Annotated in this window: 12 protein-coding genes; 6 read left to right on the top strand and 6 right to left on the bottom strand. The window is 61.6% G+C overall.

Annotated elements, in window-relative coordinates; all coding sequences use genetic code 11:
• Window positions 1-42 precede the first annotated feature (42 nt).
• The 3 genes from ACLIKD_RS02935 to ACLIKD_RS02925 are packed head-to-tail and all read left to right on the top strand — an operon-like array spanning window position 43 to window position 5086.
• Complete coding sequence (locus ACLIKD_RS02935) at window positions 43-1698, top strand: CorA family divalent cation transporter (RefSeq protein WP_428827106.1); 1656 nt, start codon at window positions 43-45, stop codon at window positions 1696-1698.
• Window positions 1698-4391 (top strand): two-component system sensor histidine kinase KdpD, encoded by a 2694-nt coding sequence (kdpD, locus tag ACLIKD_RS02930; protein WP_428827105.1) that lies wholly within the window; start codon window positions 1698-1700, stop codon window positions 4389-4391. The genes ACLIKD_RS02935 and kdpD overlap by 1 nt, the downstream gene beginning before the upstream one ends.
• Window positions 4388-5086 carry a response regulator gene (locus tag ACLIKD_RS02925; protein ID WP_428827104.1) on the top strand — a complete coding sequence of 233 codons (699 nt, stop codon included), beginning with the start codon at window positions 4388-4390 and terminating at the stop codon, window positions 5084-5086. The genes kdpD and ACLIKD_RS02925 overlap by 4 nt, the downstream gene beginning before the upstream one ends.
• Window positions 5087-5133: 47 nt before the next feature.
• On the opposite strand, the gene ACLIKD_RS02920 is transcribed toward ACLIKD_RS02925, so the two are convergent.
• From ACLIKD_RS02920 to ACLIKD_RS02900, 5 genes are all read right to left on the bottom strand, one after another.
• Window positions 5134-5967: a CHASE domain-containing protein gene (locus ACLIKD_RS02920; protein ID WP_428827103.1), complete on the bottom strand. Its 834-nt coding sequence runs from the start codon at window positions 5965-5967 to the stop codon at window positions 5134-5136.
• Between the two features lie 87 nt (window positions 5968-6054).
• On the bottom strand, window positions 6055-7332 hold the full coding sequence (locus ACLIKD_RS02915; RefSeq protein ID WP_428827102.1) for an MFS transporter: 1278 nt from the start codon (window positions 7330-7332) through the stop codon (window positions 6055-6057).
• Window positions 7333-7440: 108 nt separating this feature from the next.
• Window positions 7441-7743 (bottom strand): c-type cytochrome, encoded by a 303-nt coding sequence (locus ACLIKD_RS02910; protein ID WP_226418796.1) that lies wholly within the window; start codon window positions 7741-7743, stop codon window positions 7441-7443.
• 81 nt (window positions 7744-7824) lie between these two features.
• Window positions 7825-8865 carry a potassium channel family protein gene (locus ACLIKD_RS02905; protein WP_428827101.1) on the bottom strand — a complete coding sequence of 347 codons (1041 nt, stop codon included), beginning with the start codon at window positions 8863-8865 and terminating at the stop codon, window positions 7825-7827.
• Between the two features lie 11 nt (window positions 8866-8876).
• Window positions 8877-9371, bottom strand: a complete 495-nt coding sequence (locus ACLIKD_RS02900) for a DUF3124 domain-containing protein (protein WP_428827100.1) — start codon at window positions 9369-9371, stop codon at window positions 8877-8879.
• Between the two features lie 148 nt (window positions 9372-9519).
• Between ACLIKD_RS02900 and ACLIKD_RS02895 the strand changes: the two genes are divergently transcribed.
• On the top strand, window positions 9520-11727 hold the full coding sequence (locus tag ACLIKD_RS02895) for a SulP family inorganic anion transporter (protein ID WP_428827099.1): 2208 nt from the start codon (window positions 9520-9522) through the stop codon (window positions 11725-11727).
• Window positions 11728-11763: 36 nt separating this feature from the next.
• On the opposite strand, the gene ACLIKD_RS02890 is transcribed toward ACLIKD_RS02895, so the two are convergent.
• Window positions 11764-12645 carry an amino acid ABC transporter substrate-binding protein gene (locus ACLIKD_RS02890; protein WP_428827098.1) on the bottom strand — a complete coding sequence of 294 codons (882 nt, stop codon included), beginning with the start codon at window positions 12643-12645 and terminating at the stop codon, window positions 11764-11766.
• 172 nt (window positions 12646-12817) lie between these two features.
• Between ACLIKD_RS02890 and ACLIKD_RS02885 the strand changes: the two genes are divergently transcribed.
• Together ACLIKD_RS02885 and ACLIKD_RS02880 are read left to right on the top strand one after the other, a co-directional pair.
• A complete protein-coding gene (locus ACLIKD_RS02885; RefSeq protein ID WP_226418791.1) occupies window positions 12818-13279 on the top strand; it encodes a PaaI family thioesterase in 462 nt (153 codons plus the stop codon).
• Window positions 13280-13465: 186 nt separating this feature from the next.
• A complete protein-coding gene (locus ACLIKD_RS02880; RefSeq protein WP_428827097.1) occupies window positions 13466-15703 on the top strand; it encodes an acyltransferase family protein in 2238 nt (745 codons plus the stop codon).
• Window positions 15704-15877 lie beyond the last annotated feature (174 nt).

Raw genomic sequence — 15877 nt, 5'->3', positions numbered from 1 at the left:
GGCGAGCCGGCAGAAAACATTCGTCAGCAGGGGGGCCAGATCGTGAGTACAGAAATGCCGGATGCCGACAAGCAGGTCGATCTGTTCCACGGCAGCCTGATCTGGCCGCTGCAACTTGAACCGCTCGCCGCCGACGGGACGGAAGGTCGGCACTGGGAAGTCTTTGGGGCAATGGAAGGGCAGCCCTGGACCCGGGTCGACGACGAATTCACCGCCGACCCGACGCAGTTCAAGGAGCGCCACTACCGGGAGTTCGTCTCCTTCCTGCCCTACGTCCAGCGCTTTCTCTATGGCGAGGGACGTTCGCGGCGCCTGAACCCGGGCGACCCGCCGGGCGATTCGCCGGTCCACGTCTATCGCCGCAAGGATGTCGCCGGCCTCCGCCTGACCCTGCAACCGGGCGACGAACCGGTCGAGCTGCATGTCGTGCACCTCGACCTCTATTTCTTCCACGACCTCGACCTCGCCCTGCTCAATATCGAAGTACGCGGCGACCACCTGCCGCTGGCCACGGTCCGCGAAATTCTCTTCCGTTTCGGCCGGGCCTATCCGTCGGGTTGGGACGAGGCCGGCCGGGGCTTGCACAACGTCCATCTCGCCGAGTGGCTGGATGCCGACGGGCAGGTCATCGCCGTTTCCGACGCCGAGCGCCGCTCGAAATACCTGGAATATGTCTGCGAGCATCGCAGCCCGTGCATCTCCGAACACTGGGCCTGCATCCTGCAGCCGCTGGTACTGGCCCATTCCGACGAACCGGGCGAGTTGCGTTACCGGCTGATCGAGTACCACCGCATGCCGGTTACGGCCTATCTGGCCATCGCCGAGCCGCGGCACCTGACGCGCGAAGAGTGGGTGCGCATCGGGCTGGCCACGGTGCTGCATCCGACCGAGCCGTTGCCGGTCAACGAGCCGGCGGTGCAGGAATTCGAGACGCGCTACTGCCAGGACCGCTATTGGCAGGATTCGGAAAGCGGGCCGAATACCCGTTTCATCTGCACCGGCAACGTCCTGACCGTGGTCGGCAATGTCCGCGATGGCTTTTTTGTCGACGCCGAACGTGGCGTGCTGGCCCAGTTCAGACATCAGTATTTCGTCGTCTTCCTGATCGCCCACCTGCATCGGGCGGCCCTGCTGGTCTTTTCCGAAGTGCTGGTCGATGCGGTCAACGACCTCGATATCCGCAACGATGCATCAGTCCGCCGCTTCAAGCGGCGCATCCGGGCCAATTTCGAAACCTTTCTCCGGTTCACCCACCGTTACTGGTTCCACGAACTGTCCGAGCGCCCGCACGTCCAGGCGCTGTTCCGGCTGTGCTCCAACCATCTGCGCAACGATGCGCTGTACGACGAGGTGCGCGACGAAATCCGCGAAATGAGCCAGTACCTGGACAGCGACTCGCAGCGCCGGCAATCCAACACCGTCGTCCGGCTGACCGTGATCACCATCCTCGGTCTGATCGCCACGGTCACCACTGGCTATTTCGGCATGAACATCATCGCGTTCGGCGCCGGGTCGGTCGGCGAAAGAGTCGCGCACGGCCTGATCGCGACGCTCATTTTCATTGCCTTGGTACTGTTCGCCGTGGCCCGCTCGAAACGCCTGGCCGATTTCCTCGAAGCGATTGCCGACGAGAAACTCGGGCTCAAGGACAAATTGCGCGTCCTTGCCCGCGTCGTACTGCCCGGCGGGAGGGGCTGATGGCCGAAGCGCTGGCGCGCCCCGATCCGGATGCCCTGCTCGCCCAACTGGAGGCCGAGGCGAATCAGGCCAGACGCGGCAAGCTGAAAATCTTCTTCGGGGCCAGCCCGGGGGTCGGCAAGACCTATGCGATGCTCGGCGCCGCCCGCCTGCTGCTCGGCCAGGGCGTCGATCTGGCGGTCGGCGTGGTGGAAACGCACGGCCGTTCGGAAACGGCGGCCCTGCTTCAGGGGCTGGAACTGATCCCGCTGCGCCAGATCGACTACAAGGGGCATCGACTCCAGGAATTCGATCTCGACGCCGCCCTGGCGCGCGCCCCGGATCTGATCCTGATCGACGAACTGGCTCATTCCAACGCGCCGGGTTCGCGCCACCCCAAGCGCTGGCAGGATGTCGAGGAACTGCTCGGGGCCGGCATCGACGTCTTCACGACGGTCAATGTCCAGCACCTGGAAAGCCTGAACGACGTGATCGGCGGCATTACCGGGACGAAAGTCTGGGAAACGGTGCCGGATCACGTTTTCGACAGTGCCGACGAAATCGTCCTGGTCGATCTGCCGCACGAGGAACTGCTGCAGCGCCTGAAGGACGGTAAGGTCTATATTCCGCAACAGGCCGAGCGGGCGGTGCACAATTTTTTCCGCAAAGGCAATTTGCTGGCCCTGCGCGAACTGGCGCTGCGCCGCACGGCGGACCGGGTGGACGACGACGTCCAGGCCTACCGCCGGGAAAAATCGGTGACCACCGTCTGGCAAACCCAGGAATCGCTGCTCGTCTGCCTCAGTGCCGGCCTCGGCAGCAACAAGCTGATTCGCAGCGGCGCCCGGCTGGCGGCGCAATTCAACGTTCCCTGGCACGCCATCTACGTCGAGACGCCCAGGCTGCAACGTCTGCCGGCCGAGGCCCGGGCGCGCATCCTGCGCACGCTGAAACTGGCCCAGGATCTCGGGGCGACGACGGCCAGCCTTTCCGGCCACGACCCCGTCGCGGTGGCAGTGGCCTACGCCCGCGACCATAATTTGGGGAAAGTCATCATCGGTCGCGACAGCGAAAGACTCTGGCCCTGGCAACGCAGTTTTGCCGAGCGCATCGGCCGCGCCTGTCCGGAGCTCGACGTGATACTCGTCGCCCGCCACCCCGACGAACGGGAAAGCGCCTCGCCCGCGCTATCCGAGAGCCCACCGGATGGTCTTGCCCGGCATTGGCCGGGCTATGCCTGGGCGAGCCTCGCCGTCGCGCTGGTCACGGTCGGCACGGCGCCATTGGTGCGCTATCTCGATCTGGCCAATATCGTCATGGTCTTTCTGCTCGCCGCGGTGCTGGTCGCCTACAAGCTCGGCCGCGGCCCGGGCGCCTTGGCCGCCCTGCTGTCGGTCGCCGCCTTCGATTTCTTCTTCGTCCAGCCACGCTTTTCCTTCTCCGTCAGCGATGTCCAGTACCTCCTGACCTTTGCCATCATGCTCGGCGTTGCCCTGCTGATCGGCCAGCTGACCGCCGGCCTGAAGTTTCAGGCGATGGTCGCGGAGAGTCGCGAGCAGCGCATGCGCGCCTTGTTCGAGATGGCCAGGGAACTATCCAGTGCGCTGACCAACGAGCAGATCGCCGACATCAGCGAGCGCTTCATCGAGCGCGGGTTCGCCGCCCGCTCCGTATTGCTGGCCCTCGATGCCAAGGACAAGCTGGTCCGGGTCAGCGAACTCGATACCTTGCCCGAACTCGATGCCGGCATCGCCCAATGGGCTTTCGATCACAACGAACTGGCCGGCTTGTCCACCGGCACACTGCCCTCGGCGCCGGTGCTCTACGTGCCGCTCAAGGCGCCGATGCGGACCCGCGGCCTGCTGGCCCTGCTGCCGACGCGTGGCCAATGGACGGCGGCACCGGAACAACAACGGCTGCTGGAAACCAGCGCGACGCTGATGGCGATCGCCCTCGAACGCGTGCATTTCATCAGCGTCGCCCAGGAAGCCTTGATCCAGATGGAGTCGGAGCAGTTGCGGAATTCGCTGCTGGCGGCGCTCTCGCACGACCTGCGGACGCCGCTGACGGTGCTCACCGGCCTCGCCGATTCGCTCAGCCTGGCCGGCCCGCCCTTGCCCAAGGCGCAGGCCGAGATTGCCCAGGCGATTCGCGAAGAAGCGCTGCGCACCAGCGCCCTGGTCAGCAATCTGCTCGACATGGCGCGCCTGCAGTCGGGCAACGTCAAGATCAACCGCGACTGGCAGCCCCTTGAGGAAATTGTCGGTGTCGCCCTGCAATCGCGCGCCCAGCTGTTGGCTGGTCATACCGTCCAGGTGCTGCTGCCGGCCGATTTGCCCTTGCTCTATTTCGATCCGATCCTGATGGAGCGCGTCTTCTGCAACCTGCTGGAGAACGCCGCCAAATACACCCCGGCCGGCAGCACCATTACGCTGTCGGCCAGGCAAAGCGGCGATTCGGTTGAAATCATTCTCGAAGACAATGGCCCCGGCCTGCCGGCCGGCAAGGAAGAAGCGCTGTTTGCCAAGTTTGCCCGGGGCAAGAACGAATCGACGGTGACCGGCGTCGGCCTCGGGCTGTCGATTGTCCGCGCCATCGTCGAGGCCCACGAGGGAACGGTCAGCGCCGAGAATCGGGCGAGCGGCGGGACGCGCTTTGTCATCCGCCTGCCGGCCGGGCAGGCGCCGGAAGTCCCGAAAGAGGTGATCGAGTGAACCCTGGCGCCAATCCATACAACGTCATCATCATTGAGGATGAAGTGCAGATCCGGCGCTTCGTGAGAACGGCGCTCGAGGCCGAGAACTGCGCGGTGACCGAGGCCGCGTCGGGCGAACGCGGCATCATCGAAGCCGGAACGCGCAAGCCCGATCTGCTGGTTCTCGACCTTGGCTTGCCGGACTGCGACGGCATCGAGGTGATCCGCGAAATACGCAGCTGGTCGGCCGTGCCCATCCTGGTCCTTTCCGCCCGCAGCATCGAAAGCGAAAAGGTGCGGGCGCTCGATGCCGGCGCCGACGACTACCTGACCAAGCCGTTTGGCATCCCCGAGTTGCAGGCGCGCGTCCGGGCCTTGCTCAGACGGGCCGCCCATTCGGCCGGGACGGAAAGCCCGCAGACCACGCTCGGCGACATCCAGATCGATCTGATCAAGCGGCAGGTCTGGCGCGGCGCCGCCGAAATCCATCTGACGCCGATCGAATACAAGCTGCTGGTCATGCTGCTGACCAACCTCGGCAAGGTGGTAACGCATCGGCAACTGCTGCGCGAGGTCTGGGGGCCAAGCCATGTCGACGACACGCATTACCTGCGGGTGTATATGGCCGGCCTGCGCCGCAAGCTCGAGGTCAACGCCAACTTGCCCCGGCATCTCCGCACCGAGCCCGGCGTCGGTTACCGCTTGGTCGAATAGGCCATGCCGCCATTGGGCAACCGCCGACCAGGCGCCAGGCGCCCCTTCTAGCGCCGCAACTGCAGCTGGCGCAGGCCAAGATAGACGGCCACTGCCGCCAGCAGTGATACCAGCGAAATGACCGCCGCCTCAATCAACAGCGAGCGCCGTGAATGCCAGCCCGTCTCGGGGGCAACGCTCAGCATCCATTCGCCGTTGGGGACCGGAATCGCTATGTCGACCGGCCGCTCCAGCGGCTGATCCGAGGAGCTGGCGAAAACATGGCGGACGCTATTGTCGGGCCGCAAGCGCCAGAGTTCGTAGCGGTATCCGGCACGTTCGATGGCATCGAGCCGGGTGGCCAGCAACAATTCGGGAAGTCGGATCAGCACCTGGACCAATCCCCATAACTGCTCGTTGCCGTCGGCATCCTTGATGAAAACCGGGTTGCGCCCGACGATGCCGACGCCGCCCTGGCGCAAATCGACCGGGCCGGCAAGCCCGAGCTGACGCCGTTCGATCACCAGCCGCGTTTCCGGCCCCTGGACGGGATCGTTGAGCGGACTGAAGCCGATCACCCGCTCGTTGCCGGCCAGCGGCTCGACCTCACTGATCGTCCCGTCGGGCGCCAGTTGCAGGGCGGCAATGCCGCCAAACTGGCCGATCAATTCCTTGGCGAGCTGGGGGAAATTGTCGATTTTTCCGTTGCCCTGCCGGATTACCGCACTCAAGGCGATGGCGGCGGAGAGCGAGCGATCGAGTCGGCCGCCGAGATCGTGGGCGACGGCCACGGCCAGTTGCCGGGCCTGAATTTCATGCTGCTGGTGGGCCGAACGCTCAATGCCCAAAGCGACAAAGCCGCCCAGCAAGGCCGTCGACAACCCGGCGAGGGCCGCTGCCAACAAGGCTCGGCGTTGACCTTGCGCGTTCCCGACAGCAGAGATCCAGTAGCGCAAGATTACCCCCCAAACTTTATCCTGATCTTCAGTCTAGCCGGATTTCCAGATGTTGCGACAGCGGGTTTCCCTAACCCACCAGCACGAAGCGGCCCCCAGCGTCGCGGCCACGGTGATCACCAGCATCCCGCTCCGCCACGTCGCCAGATCATAGAAACGTGCGCCGCCGAACAGTTCCCCCTGCCAGCCGAGATCCATCACCCAGCCGACGAGCGGTTGCAACAGCGCGCCGGCCATGAAACCGCCCATGTTGGCGACGCTGGTGGACATGCCGGACAACAGCGGCGGATTGACTTCCTTGGCGCAGGCCCAGGTCAGGCTGAAGCCGGCAGTGGCCAGCCCGAACAGCGCAAAGACGATGTAGGACAAAGTCAGCGGCAGCGGCGTGCAGGAGAACAGCAGCAACCAGGTCGCCGCATAGAGGTGCGAGGCAACGATCAACACCGGCTTGCGCCGCCCGAGGCGGTCGGACAGCGTACCGATGAAGAAACAGCCGATGGCGAAGCCGCCGAACCACAGCGACAAATGCGTCGCCGCCACGGCCCGGGCCAGGCCGTGCACCTGCATCAGGTAAGGCGTTGCCCAGAGGCCGGCAAAGGTGAAGAAGGAGCCGGACATGCCGGTATTGACCAGGGCGGCCGGCCAGGTATCGCGGTTCTTGAGCACCGACCACAGGCTGCCCAGGACGACTGTCCGGTCGACGCGCGGCCGCGCCGCGCCGGCCGAGGATTCCGGGCTGTCGCGCACGATGAGCCAGCACAGGATGCCGAGGACCAGCGACAGCGCGCCGACGCCGACAAACACGCCGCGCCAGCCGGAGACCTGGGCGAGGGCCGAAAGCGGCGCGCCGGCCAGCACCGAACCGAGGTTGCCGACCAGCATGCAGACGCCGACCATGGTCGCGAAACGCTCTTCCTCGAACCACACGGCAATCAGCTTGAGCATGGCGATGAACGTGACCGAAACCCCGAGGCCGACCATGGTCCGGCCGACCAGCGCCAGATCGAGGGTCGGCGCTAGGCCGAACAGGAAGCTGCCCAGCCCGCCGACGATGCCGCCCAGCGCGAGGATCCGGCGCGGCCCGAAGGTGTCGGCCAGGATGCCGGTCGGCACCTGCATCAGCGTGTAAACGTAGAAATAGGTGGCGGCCAGCACACCGAGCGAGGTCGCCGAGGTCTGGAACGATGACGCCAGATCCTGCGCGATGCCGGCCGGGGCAAAGCGCTGGAAAAAGGAGAGAACGTAGGCCAGCGCGACAATGCCGATGACCAGCCAGCGCCGACGCTGCTGTTCCGGGCTAAGGGTTTTCATGCTGGCTCATCGGCAAAAATCCTGTAGAAAAAACGAGAGCCGCCACAGCGACTCTCGGAGTCCCGTCCCCGCCGGAGCGGGTCGGGGAAAACGACTCGAAACGGCGCTTTACTTGAGCGTCAGAATCCACTTGGCCAGCGTCGCCGCTTCGGCATCGGTGACATTGTTCGGCGGCATCGGCACCTGGCCCCACTCGCCCTTGCTGCCGCCCTTGATCTTTGCGGCCAGGGCTGCTTCGACCCCCTTCTCGCCGCCCCGTTTGGCGACGATGTCCTTGTACGACGGACCGACAATCTTTTTGTCAGCCGAATGGCAGGTCAGGCAGTTCTTGGCTTTTGCCAGATCTTCCGAAGCCATGGCGCCACCCGCCAGCAGAAATGAAACCCCGATTATTGCGACAATTTTTTTCATTGTTTTCTCCGGATAGTCATGACCGGCAACACCACCGGCCAGCAGACGCAGTCTAACCCGAGACCGCGGGCGAATATAAGCTCAGGACGCCATCTCGATGAGCAGCGCCTCGATCTCCATGCGGCCGACCGAATTGGCCATGGCGATCAGGACAAAGCCGGGCTTGAGCAGAAAGTCCTTGTCCGGATTGAATTGCCAGTTGCCGTTCCGCTCGCGCACCGCCAGCAACACGTAATTGGCACTGCGCAGCTTCAAGGCGCCGAGCGGCTTGGGAATGAAGCCGGCCGGCACCATCACCTCTTCGACGCGCAGGTTCTTTTCCGACTTGAGCATTTCGTCGAGGAAAGAGACCACGTGCGGACGAATCATTGCCGAGGCGATCCGCATGCCGCCGGTAAAGTCGGGGGAAACGATGGCATCCGCCCCGGCCTTGCGCATCTTTTCGACATTGCGCACTTCCTGGCAGCGGGCGACGACCCGCACGTCGGGTTTCAACTGCTTGGCGGTGATGACGATCATCAGATTACGCGAGTCGTCGCCGGTCACCGCGAAGATCCCCTTGGCATCCTCGAGATCGGCCGCCACCAGCACGTCGTCGTCGCTGGCATCGCCGTGCAGGTAGAGCAAGCCGGGACTCTTTTCCTTATATTCCTCGAGGCGGGAGAGGTCTTCGTCGATCGCCACGTAATGCCGGCCGGTGGCCTCCAGCTCGTGGGCGATGTTGCGGCCGACCCGACCGAAACCGCAAAGCAGGTAATGGTGTTTGAGTTTCTTGATTTGTTTTTCCATACGTTTTCTCCGCAGGGTTCCATTCAGATCGGTTTCGAGCAGCGCGACGGTCACCACCGAGAAGAGCAGCGACAGGTTGCCGGCGCCGAGTATGCCGATGACGACGGTGAGAATCCGGGCCGGCTGGTTGCTCGACATGTCGATGATTTCCGCGAAACCGATGGTCGCCACGGTAATGAAGGTCATGTAGAAACAGTCGAACCAGGAATACTTGCCGTCAGTCAGGTACATGTAGCCGATTGCACCGAACAGATGCACGGCGAAGAGCATGCCGAGGGCGATATAGACCAGCCGGAAGATGTACCCGGTCTGCGAGGGATTGATCACGGACACCGGCCGGCCGCCTAATCGGAAATGGGCACGGACTGGGTCATGAAGATGACCGCCTTGCCGCCATCCATATTGACGTGCAGCGACTCGACCAGCGGCGGATTGATCGCCTGCTCGGCATCCCACTTGACGATGAAATTGGCCCCGGAGCCGCCGGAAGCGTCGTTCAGCTCGACAAACAGCTCAAGCGTTCCGAGTGGCGGCAGGACGACTGGCGTCGGCACGCGCTCGCCGAGCAAGGTGCCGTGGGTATCGAAGTAACGGGCCGATACGACGCGCAACGGCCGGCGGGTATCGGTATTGCGGATGCTGACCAGCGTCGACAACAGGACGAACGAGGGCTTGCCGCTCTTTCCCAGGTTGCCATAGAGCATGTGCGAATAGATCGGCAGATAGAGCGTTTGCGCCTTGACCAGCGGTCGCAATTCCTGCCCGACGACGGCGCTCGAAGCGCCGCAAAAAAACAGGGCGCAGAGCAGCGCCCGCCATGATTTTTGATGTTTTTTCATCTCTCCCCACCCTTTTTTCGCCGATCGGCCATCGCCCGATTGTTCGCCGACCTGCCGCCGATTCTGCCACAACCGTCGCCCAAGCTGCGGCACAAGGGCCGGAGAAGGATTACCATCAGCACAAAAGAGCGACCAGCACGGAGGGGGAATGCAACAGTTCTTCAAGAAGACGGACCTGACCGGAGATTTCTGGGGCGGCCTGGCGGCCATGCTGGTCGCCCTGCCAGCCGCCATTGCCTTCGGGGTCACCATCTATTCGGCCATCAGCCCGGCCCATGCGGCGCTCGGCGCGCTGGCCGGGATCATCGGGGCGACGGTGATCGGGCTGATCGCCGCCATCCTCGGCGGTACCGACCGGCTGATCAGCGCCCCCTGCGCGCCGGCCGCCGCCGTGCTCTCGGCCTTCGCCATCGGTCTGCTCCAGGATGGCGAATCGGCCGGCAACATCGTGCTGATGCTGCTCTTGCTCGGCATTCTCGCCGGCCTGTTTCAGGTGCTGTTCGGCATGGTCGGCATTGGCCGCCTGATCAAGTACATTCCCTACCCGGTGGTCAGCGGCTATCTGACCGGCGTCGGGCTGATCATCATCGGCAGCCAGATCAGCAAGCTGTTCGGCACCTCTGGCGAAATCTCCTGGTATCAGAGCGTCACTTCGCCCTGGCTGTGGGACTGGCGGGCGCTCGCCGTCGGTGCGGCAACGATTGCCGCGATGCTGATCGGACCGAGCATTACCCATCGCTTTCCCGGCACCATCCTCGGCATCGTCGCCGGACTGGCCACTTACTTCGGCCTGGCCACCCAGGATGCCAGCCTGCTCGAGGTGGCCGGCAACCCGTTGCTGGTCGGCCCGCTCGGCGCCAGCAGCGAAGGCTATTTCGCCTCGATTGCCGGACGCTGGCATGAACTGGGCGGCATCCATCTGGCCCAGGTCGCGGCCCTGCTCGGCAGCGCCCTGACGCTGGCCGTGCTGCTCTCGATCGACACCCTGAAAACCTGCGTCGTTCTCGACCAGATGACGCGCAGCCAGCACGAGCCGAATCGCGAACTGATCGCCCAGGGCGTCGCCAACATCGCCTCCTCGTCGATTGGCGGCATCCCCGGCGCCGGGACGATGGGCGCCACCCTGGTCAATCTGTCGAGCGGCGCAACGACCCGCGCCTCGGGCGTCGTCGAGGGCATTTCCGCGCTGGTCTTCGCGCTGCTCCTGAGCAATTTCATCGCCTGGATTCCGGTCGCCGTGCTGGCCGGCATCCTGATCGCCGTCGGCCTGCGCATGATCGACCGCGAACCCTTGCGCTTCATCCAGTCGCCGGCCACCGTCTTCGATTTCGGAGTGGTCCTCGTCGTCATCATCGTCGCCTTGAGCATCGGGCTGATTGCCGCTTCCGCGGTCGGCGTCGCGATGGCGATCGTGCTCTTCCTGCGCGAGCAGATCGGCGGCTCGGTGGTGCGCCACAAGTTCTACGTCAATCAGATGTCGTCGACCTGGCATCGGCCCGAAGCGGAAACCCGCGTTCTTGAGCACAAGGGCGACCAGGCAGTGATCTTCACGCTGCAGGGCAGCCTTTTCTTCGGCACGACGCAACAGCTCAATGCGCTACTCGATCCGGAGATCAAGACGCGCAATTTCATCATTCTCGACATGAAACGGGTCCAGTCGGTGGACGTCACGGCCGCCCACCTGCTGCGTCAGGTCCGCGATGCGCTGGCCGAGCGCCACGCCCTGCTGATCCTCTCCAATGTCCATGAAAAGCTGCCGAATGGCCGCAATCTGCGCGAGTTTCTCGAACAGACCGGGGTCACCGAGAACAGCGACACGGTGCGCCTGTTCCCCGAACTGGACAGCGCCATCGAATGGGTCGAAGACCGCCTGCTCGGCGAAGAGGAACGCGCCCAAACGGCGCCGGAAGTGGCGCTGCGCCTAGATGAAATGGAACTGTTCAAGGATCGCAAGGACGAAACCCTGGCCGACCTTGAAGCCAGCCTGGAAAACCGCGTCTATGCGGCGGGCGAAGCGATTTATTCACTCGGCTCGCCGGGTGACGCGATCTACCTGATCCGCCGCGGCTCGGTCAAGATTTTCGCCCCGCTCGGTGCCGGGCGAACCCGCCACATCGCCACCTTCGGGCGCGGCGATTTCTTCGGCGGGCAGGCCTTCCTGGACGGCCGACCGCGCGGCAACGACGCGATTGCGGCAAGCGAAACGGAGTTTTTCGTGCTCTCGCTGGAACACTTCAACAAGCTGGCCGACGAGCACAAGAAACTGGCCTTTACGCTGCTGGCGGCGATCTCCCGCTCGCTGGCCATGCGCCTGCGGCATGCCGATACCGAAATCGCGATGCTCCAGGAGTATTGATTCAGCCGGCCCCCCACGGCCGCAGCGAAGGGTCGGTCAATTGACCGGCTTATCGTTGGGATACTCGATCGCCGTCTTGAGCAGGCTGGACATCGGCAAATCGAGGCGGGCGTTGTTCGGCGGGATCGGGCCACCGAACCATTGGTCGTAGATCCGCACCAACTCGCCGCTTTGCATCAGGCCGCGCAAGGTTTCGTCGACCAGTTGCTTGGCCGCCGGATCGCCGTAGGGCAGCATGACGGCCCACGGTTCGGCCGCCAGAGCGCCGTCGAGCAAGCGATAGTCGGCGCTGCCGGCGCGTTGCACGGCCAGCGTGGCGCCTTCGCCGATATAGGCATCGACCTCACCCTTGACGAAGGCTGCCATGGCTTCGGCCGGGCTGTTGGCCAACTGGTACTGAAGCGTGATATTGCCGCTCAGCGCGGCCTGTTTCACCTGCCGCTCGGCAATGCCGCCGGCCAGAACGACCACGCGCTTGCCGGCCAGCTGGTCAAAACTGGCGATCGCGGCGCTGGTTTTCACCATCACCCGCGCTTCGTTCACGTACAGCGTCAAGGAGAAAGCGACCTGCTTTTGCCGCGCCACCGAATTGACCGCCCCGCCGCAATCGAGATCGACGACGCCGGTCTTGAGCAGCATGATGCGGGCGTTTTCGGTGACGGCAATCGGCACGACCTTGAGCTTCTTGCCCAACCGGGTCTCGATGGCCGAGACGACATGCGAACAGATCTCCCAGGTGTAGCCAACCGGGCTGCCCTGCCCGGCAGGCAGGTAGGTAAAGGGTTCAGCCGCTTCGCGGTAGCCAAGATGAATGCTGGCCCGCTGGGCGATCCGCTCAAACGTCGGGCTTTCCTCGGCCGCGACGTTCAGGCTGATGGCAAGCAAGCTGGCAAAAATCAGGCGCGGCAGACCACACATATCGTTTCCCCTTAAGCCCCGTTGGAGCGTCGCAGCACCTCCGGGAATGTTGAAAATCCGGCCGAATTGTACTGCCTGGCCGGTTTTGCATGGCCGCTGTCCACCCGAACAATGGCCTGCCCGGCATCGGGCAACTAAGATGGCCGTTGCCCACCAATACGAAGGAAACACCATGCAGGCTTTTCAGGATTACTACCCGGAGAACGTCGCCCATTGCTACGGCTGCGGCCGGCTCAATGCCGACGGACATCAGATCAAGACCTTCTGGGAAGGCGACGAAACCGTCACCCGCTTTCAACCGAAACCCGAACACACGGCGATTCCCGGCTTCGTCTATGGCGGCCTGCTCGCCTCGCTGATCGACTGCCACGGCACCGGCACGGCCGCCGCCGCGATGTATCGCGCCGAAAACCGCCCGATGGACAGCCTGCCGGCCTTTCGTTTCGTCACCGGATCGCTCCAGGTCAGCTACCTGAAACCGACACCGCTCGGCCCACAACTGGAAATCCGTGGCAAGGTAAAGGAGATCAAGGGCCGCAAGGTCGTCGTCGAAGCCACTGTCTACGCCGACGGCATCGCCACCGCCCGCGGCGAAGTCATCGCCCTGCAGATGCCGGACAGTTTTACCGGCTAACCGGCAAAGGTGACATCCGACTCCACCAATTCCGCTTTCTGGCGAAGCTAACCGGCAAGAATCATCAGCCGGACATCTCATTATTGAATTCGATATGAATTGCTCCGGGGGTAGCCTACCGCCAGTAGCTGCCGTAGCAACACTGAAAAATCGAGTTGTGAGAACGGAAAATAATCCGTCAGATACTTGCCACTCGCCCATGCAGTGGGACGGCTCGCTCCTTCAGCCAACGCTCTTTGCTGCTTTATGCCGGAAACGAGCTACGTTGCCGACGCTGGCGAACCCGGACTCAACAATATGACCTTAGCTATCGTTGCGCCTCACGACTGTTCCGGACTGTCGCGGCGATTCAGTTTCGAAAACTACCGTGAGTTACAATTCGATGTTTTGTCTACTCACTTGGCCCTCCGCACGAACAACCTGCTCAATTCGCACCCTGAAGGACACAATGTTCCCCCGGTCTATCGCTCCGATATTGACGGTCTGCGCGCGGTTGCAATCCTTTCGGTTGTTATTTTTCATGCGTTCCCGTTCGCCTTGCAAGGCGGGTTTGTTGGGGTCGACATCTTCTTTGTTATTTCCGGTTTCCTGATTTCCACCATCATATTCAGGAGCTTGGAGCGCGGCGATTTCAGTTTTACCGAGTTCTACGCCCATCGCATCAAGCGTATCTTCCCGGCTCTTATCGTTGTGCTGTCGGCATGTTATGCCTTCGGCTGGTTCGCCTTGTTGCCTAATGAGTTCAAGCAATTGGGCAAGCACGTGGCGGCGGGTACGGGCTTTATACAGAACTTCATCCTATGGCAAGAGGTGGGGTATTTCGATACGACGGCCGAGCTAAAACCACTATTGCACCTGTGGTCACTGGCCATCGAAGAACAGTTCTATCTGATCTACCCGCTTCTTATCTTTATCGCATGGCGTATCGGACTGAACGTCCTGATAGTGGTTTTTCTTCTGGCTCTGATCTCGCTCGGACTCAACATATCTGGAGTCGCGAAGAACCCCATGGAAACTTTCTTCATGCCACAAACCCGTTTCTGGGAGTTGCTGGTAGGGTCGGCCTTGGCCTACCAGCATTTTTTCAAAAGAACAAAGTTTTCCGCGTGGATGCAACGCTGGGTATGCCATCCCATATTTTTCCGCGACATGCCCCAGTCGGCACGGCGCAGGGAGGTACTTAATAACCTTCTTTCGGTAGTTGGCCTGCTTCTTCTTATTGCCGCCGTTTTCTTTATCAACAAGAGTAGGCCGTTTCCTGGATGGTGGGCGTTACTGCCGGTGTCGGGGGCGTTCATCCTGATTCTGACCGGGCCTGAAGCGTGGGTAAATCGGTTCATTCTCTCCAATAGACTGATGGTGCTTGTTGGTTTAATTAGTTATCCACTCTATCTTTGGCACTGGCCGATCCTCTCTTTTTTGCGGATTATCGAGTCCGATGTTCCGTCGCCGGAAATTCGGATAGGAGCGGTGATTCTGAGCGTTGTATTGGCTTGGCTGACCTACCGCCTGATCGAAAAACCGATCCGGTATGGAAGAAAGAGATGGATCAAGACCGCTGCTCTGTGCATCGTGTTGGCTGTAGTTGGTTACGTAGGCTACAACACGTTTCAGAGAAATGGTCTTGCGTTTCGCATCCAAAAGGAAGTTCGCCGTATAGCTGATTTCAACTATGAGTTCGGTAAAGATGCGAGAGCCGGAAAATGTTGGTTGTCATCGAGTCAGCCGTCTGATGGTTTCGACATAGAGTGCATTGAAGTCCCAAAGTCGGTAGAAAGTCACTCGGTTTTGGTTTGGGGCGACTCTCATGCCGCAAGGCTGTATCCTGGTTTGCGGGCCACCCTAGGAACGCAGTTTGTAATATCGCAGCTTACACGCGACAGCTGCCCTCCAATATTGGATTTTGGCTATGACCGATGCAAAGAGAGCAACGACCATGTCATTGCCAGCATACAGAGAAACCTTCCAAAAACAGTGGTCATGTTTGCTGTCTGGAACCACTACCAAAATAATTGGCTGGTCGAATCTGCTGCACGGAAGGGGCTTCTAGAATCAATCCATAGGCTTAAGAAACTGGGAGTTAAAAACATTATTGTTTTGGGTCCTGCTCCAAGTTGGAAAGAAGCATTGCCAAAACTTGTCTATAAAGCTTGGAAAGACAGCTTCCCTCACAGGATTCCAGAGAGGCTTGCAACTGGAATAGATGCACAAGCAAAGGAAGCAGATAAGCAAATTGAGTTAATACTCCGTTCAGAACAGAGTCGCTACGTATCTATATACCAACTCATCTGTAGTGAAGATGGTTGCCTATGCCATATTCCTGGCCGTCCCGACGAACTATTATCTTGGGATTATGGGCATTTGACTACAGAGGGAGCGGTTCTTGTGGCAAAACATCTATCGATAGCGAGCATTTTGCCTTAACTCAATTACTTATGAACAGGATATCTGCGTGAATTGCCGAAGTCAGGTCTGATGGGAAGTTTGTGGCCCTGGCAGCTAAATGATAAGTAAGCGGCCATTGGCTATTAAAACCCTATCGGTCGGCAACGGCAGCCTTCAACTCAGATCCACCATCTCATGCAGTGGAGTATTGTC

Origin of the sequence: Azonexus sp. IMCC34842, from assembly GCF_050368855.1 — a bacterium.
Taxonomy (GTDB): Bacteria; Pseudomonadota; Gammaproteobacteria; order Burkholderiales; family Rhodocyclaceae; genus Azonexus; species Azonexus denitrificans_A.
Note: the sequence above shows the minus strand (reverse complement) of the source record. Positions and strands in the feature narration are given on the sequence as shown.

Excerpts from the sequence above, each read along its gene's own strand:
- kdpD (WP_428827105.1), top strand. The coding sequence starts at position 1,698 with ATGGCCGAAGCGCTGGCGCGCCCCGATCCGGATGCCCTGCTCGCCCAA.
- ACLIKD_RS02915 (WP_428827102.1), bottom strand. The coding sequence starts at position 7,332 with ATGAAAACCCTTAGCCCGGAACAGCAGCGTCGGCGCTGGCTGGTCATC.
- ACLIKD_RS02910 (WP_226418796.1), bottom strand. The coding sequence starts at position 7,743 with ATGAAAAAAATTGTCGCAATAATCGGGGTTTCATTTCTGCTGGCGGGT.
- ACLIKD_RS02900 (WP_428827100.1), bottom strand. The coding sequence starts at position 9,371 with ATGAAAAAACATCAAAAATCATGGCGGGCGCTGCTCTGCGCCCTGTTT.
- ACLIKD_RS02895 (WP_428827099.1), top strand. The coding sequence starts at position 9,520 with ATGCAACAGTTCTTCAAGAAGACGGACCTGACCGGAGATTTCTGGGGC.
- ACLIKD_RS02890 (WP_428827098.1), bottom strand. The coding sequence starts at position 12,645 with ATGTGTGGTCTGCCGCGCCTGATTTTTGCCAGCTTGCTTGCCATCAGC.
- ACLIKD_RS02885 (WP_226418791.1), top strand. The coding sequence starts at position 12,818 with ATGCAGGCTTTTCAGGATTACTACCCGGAGAACGTCGCCCATTGCTAC.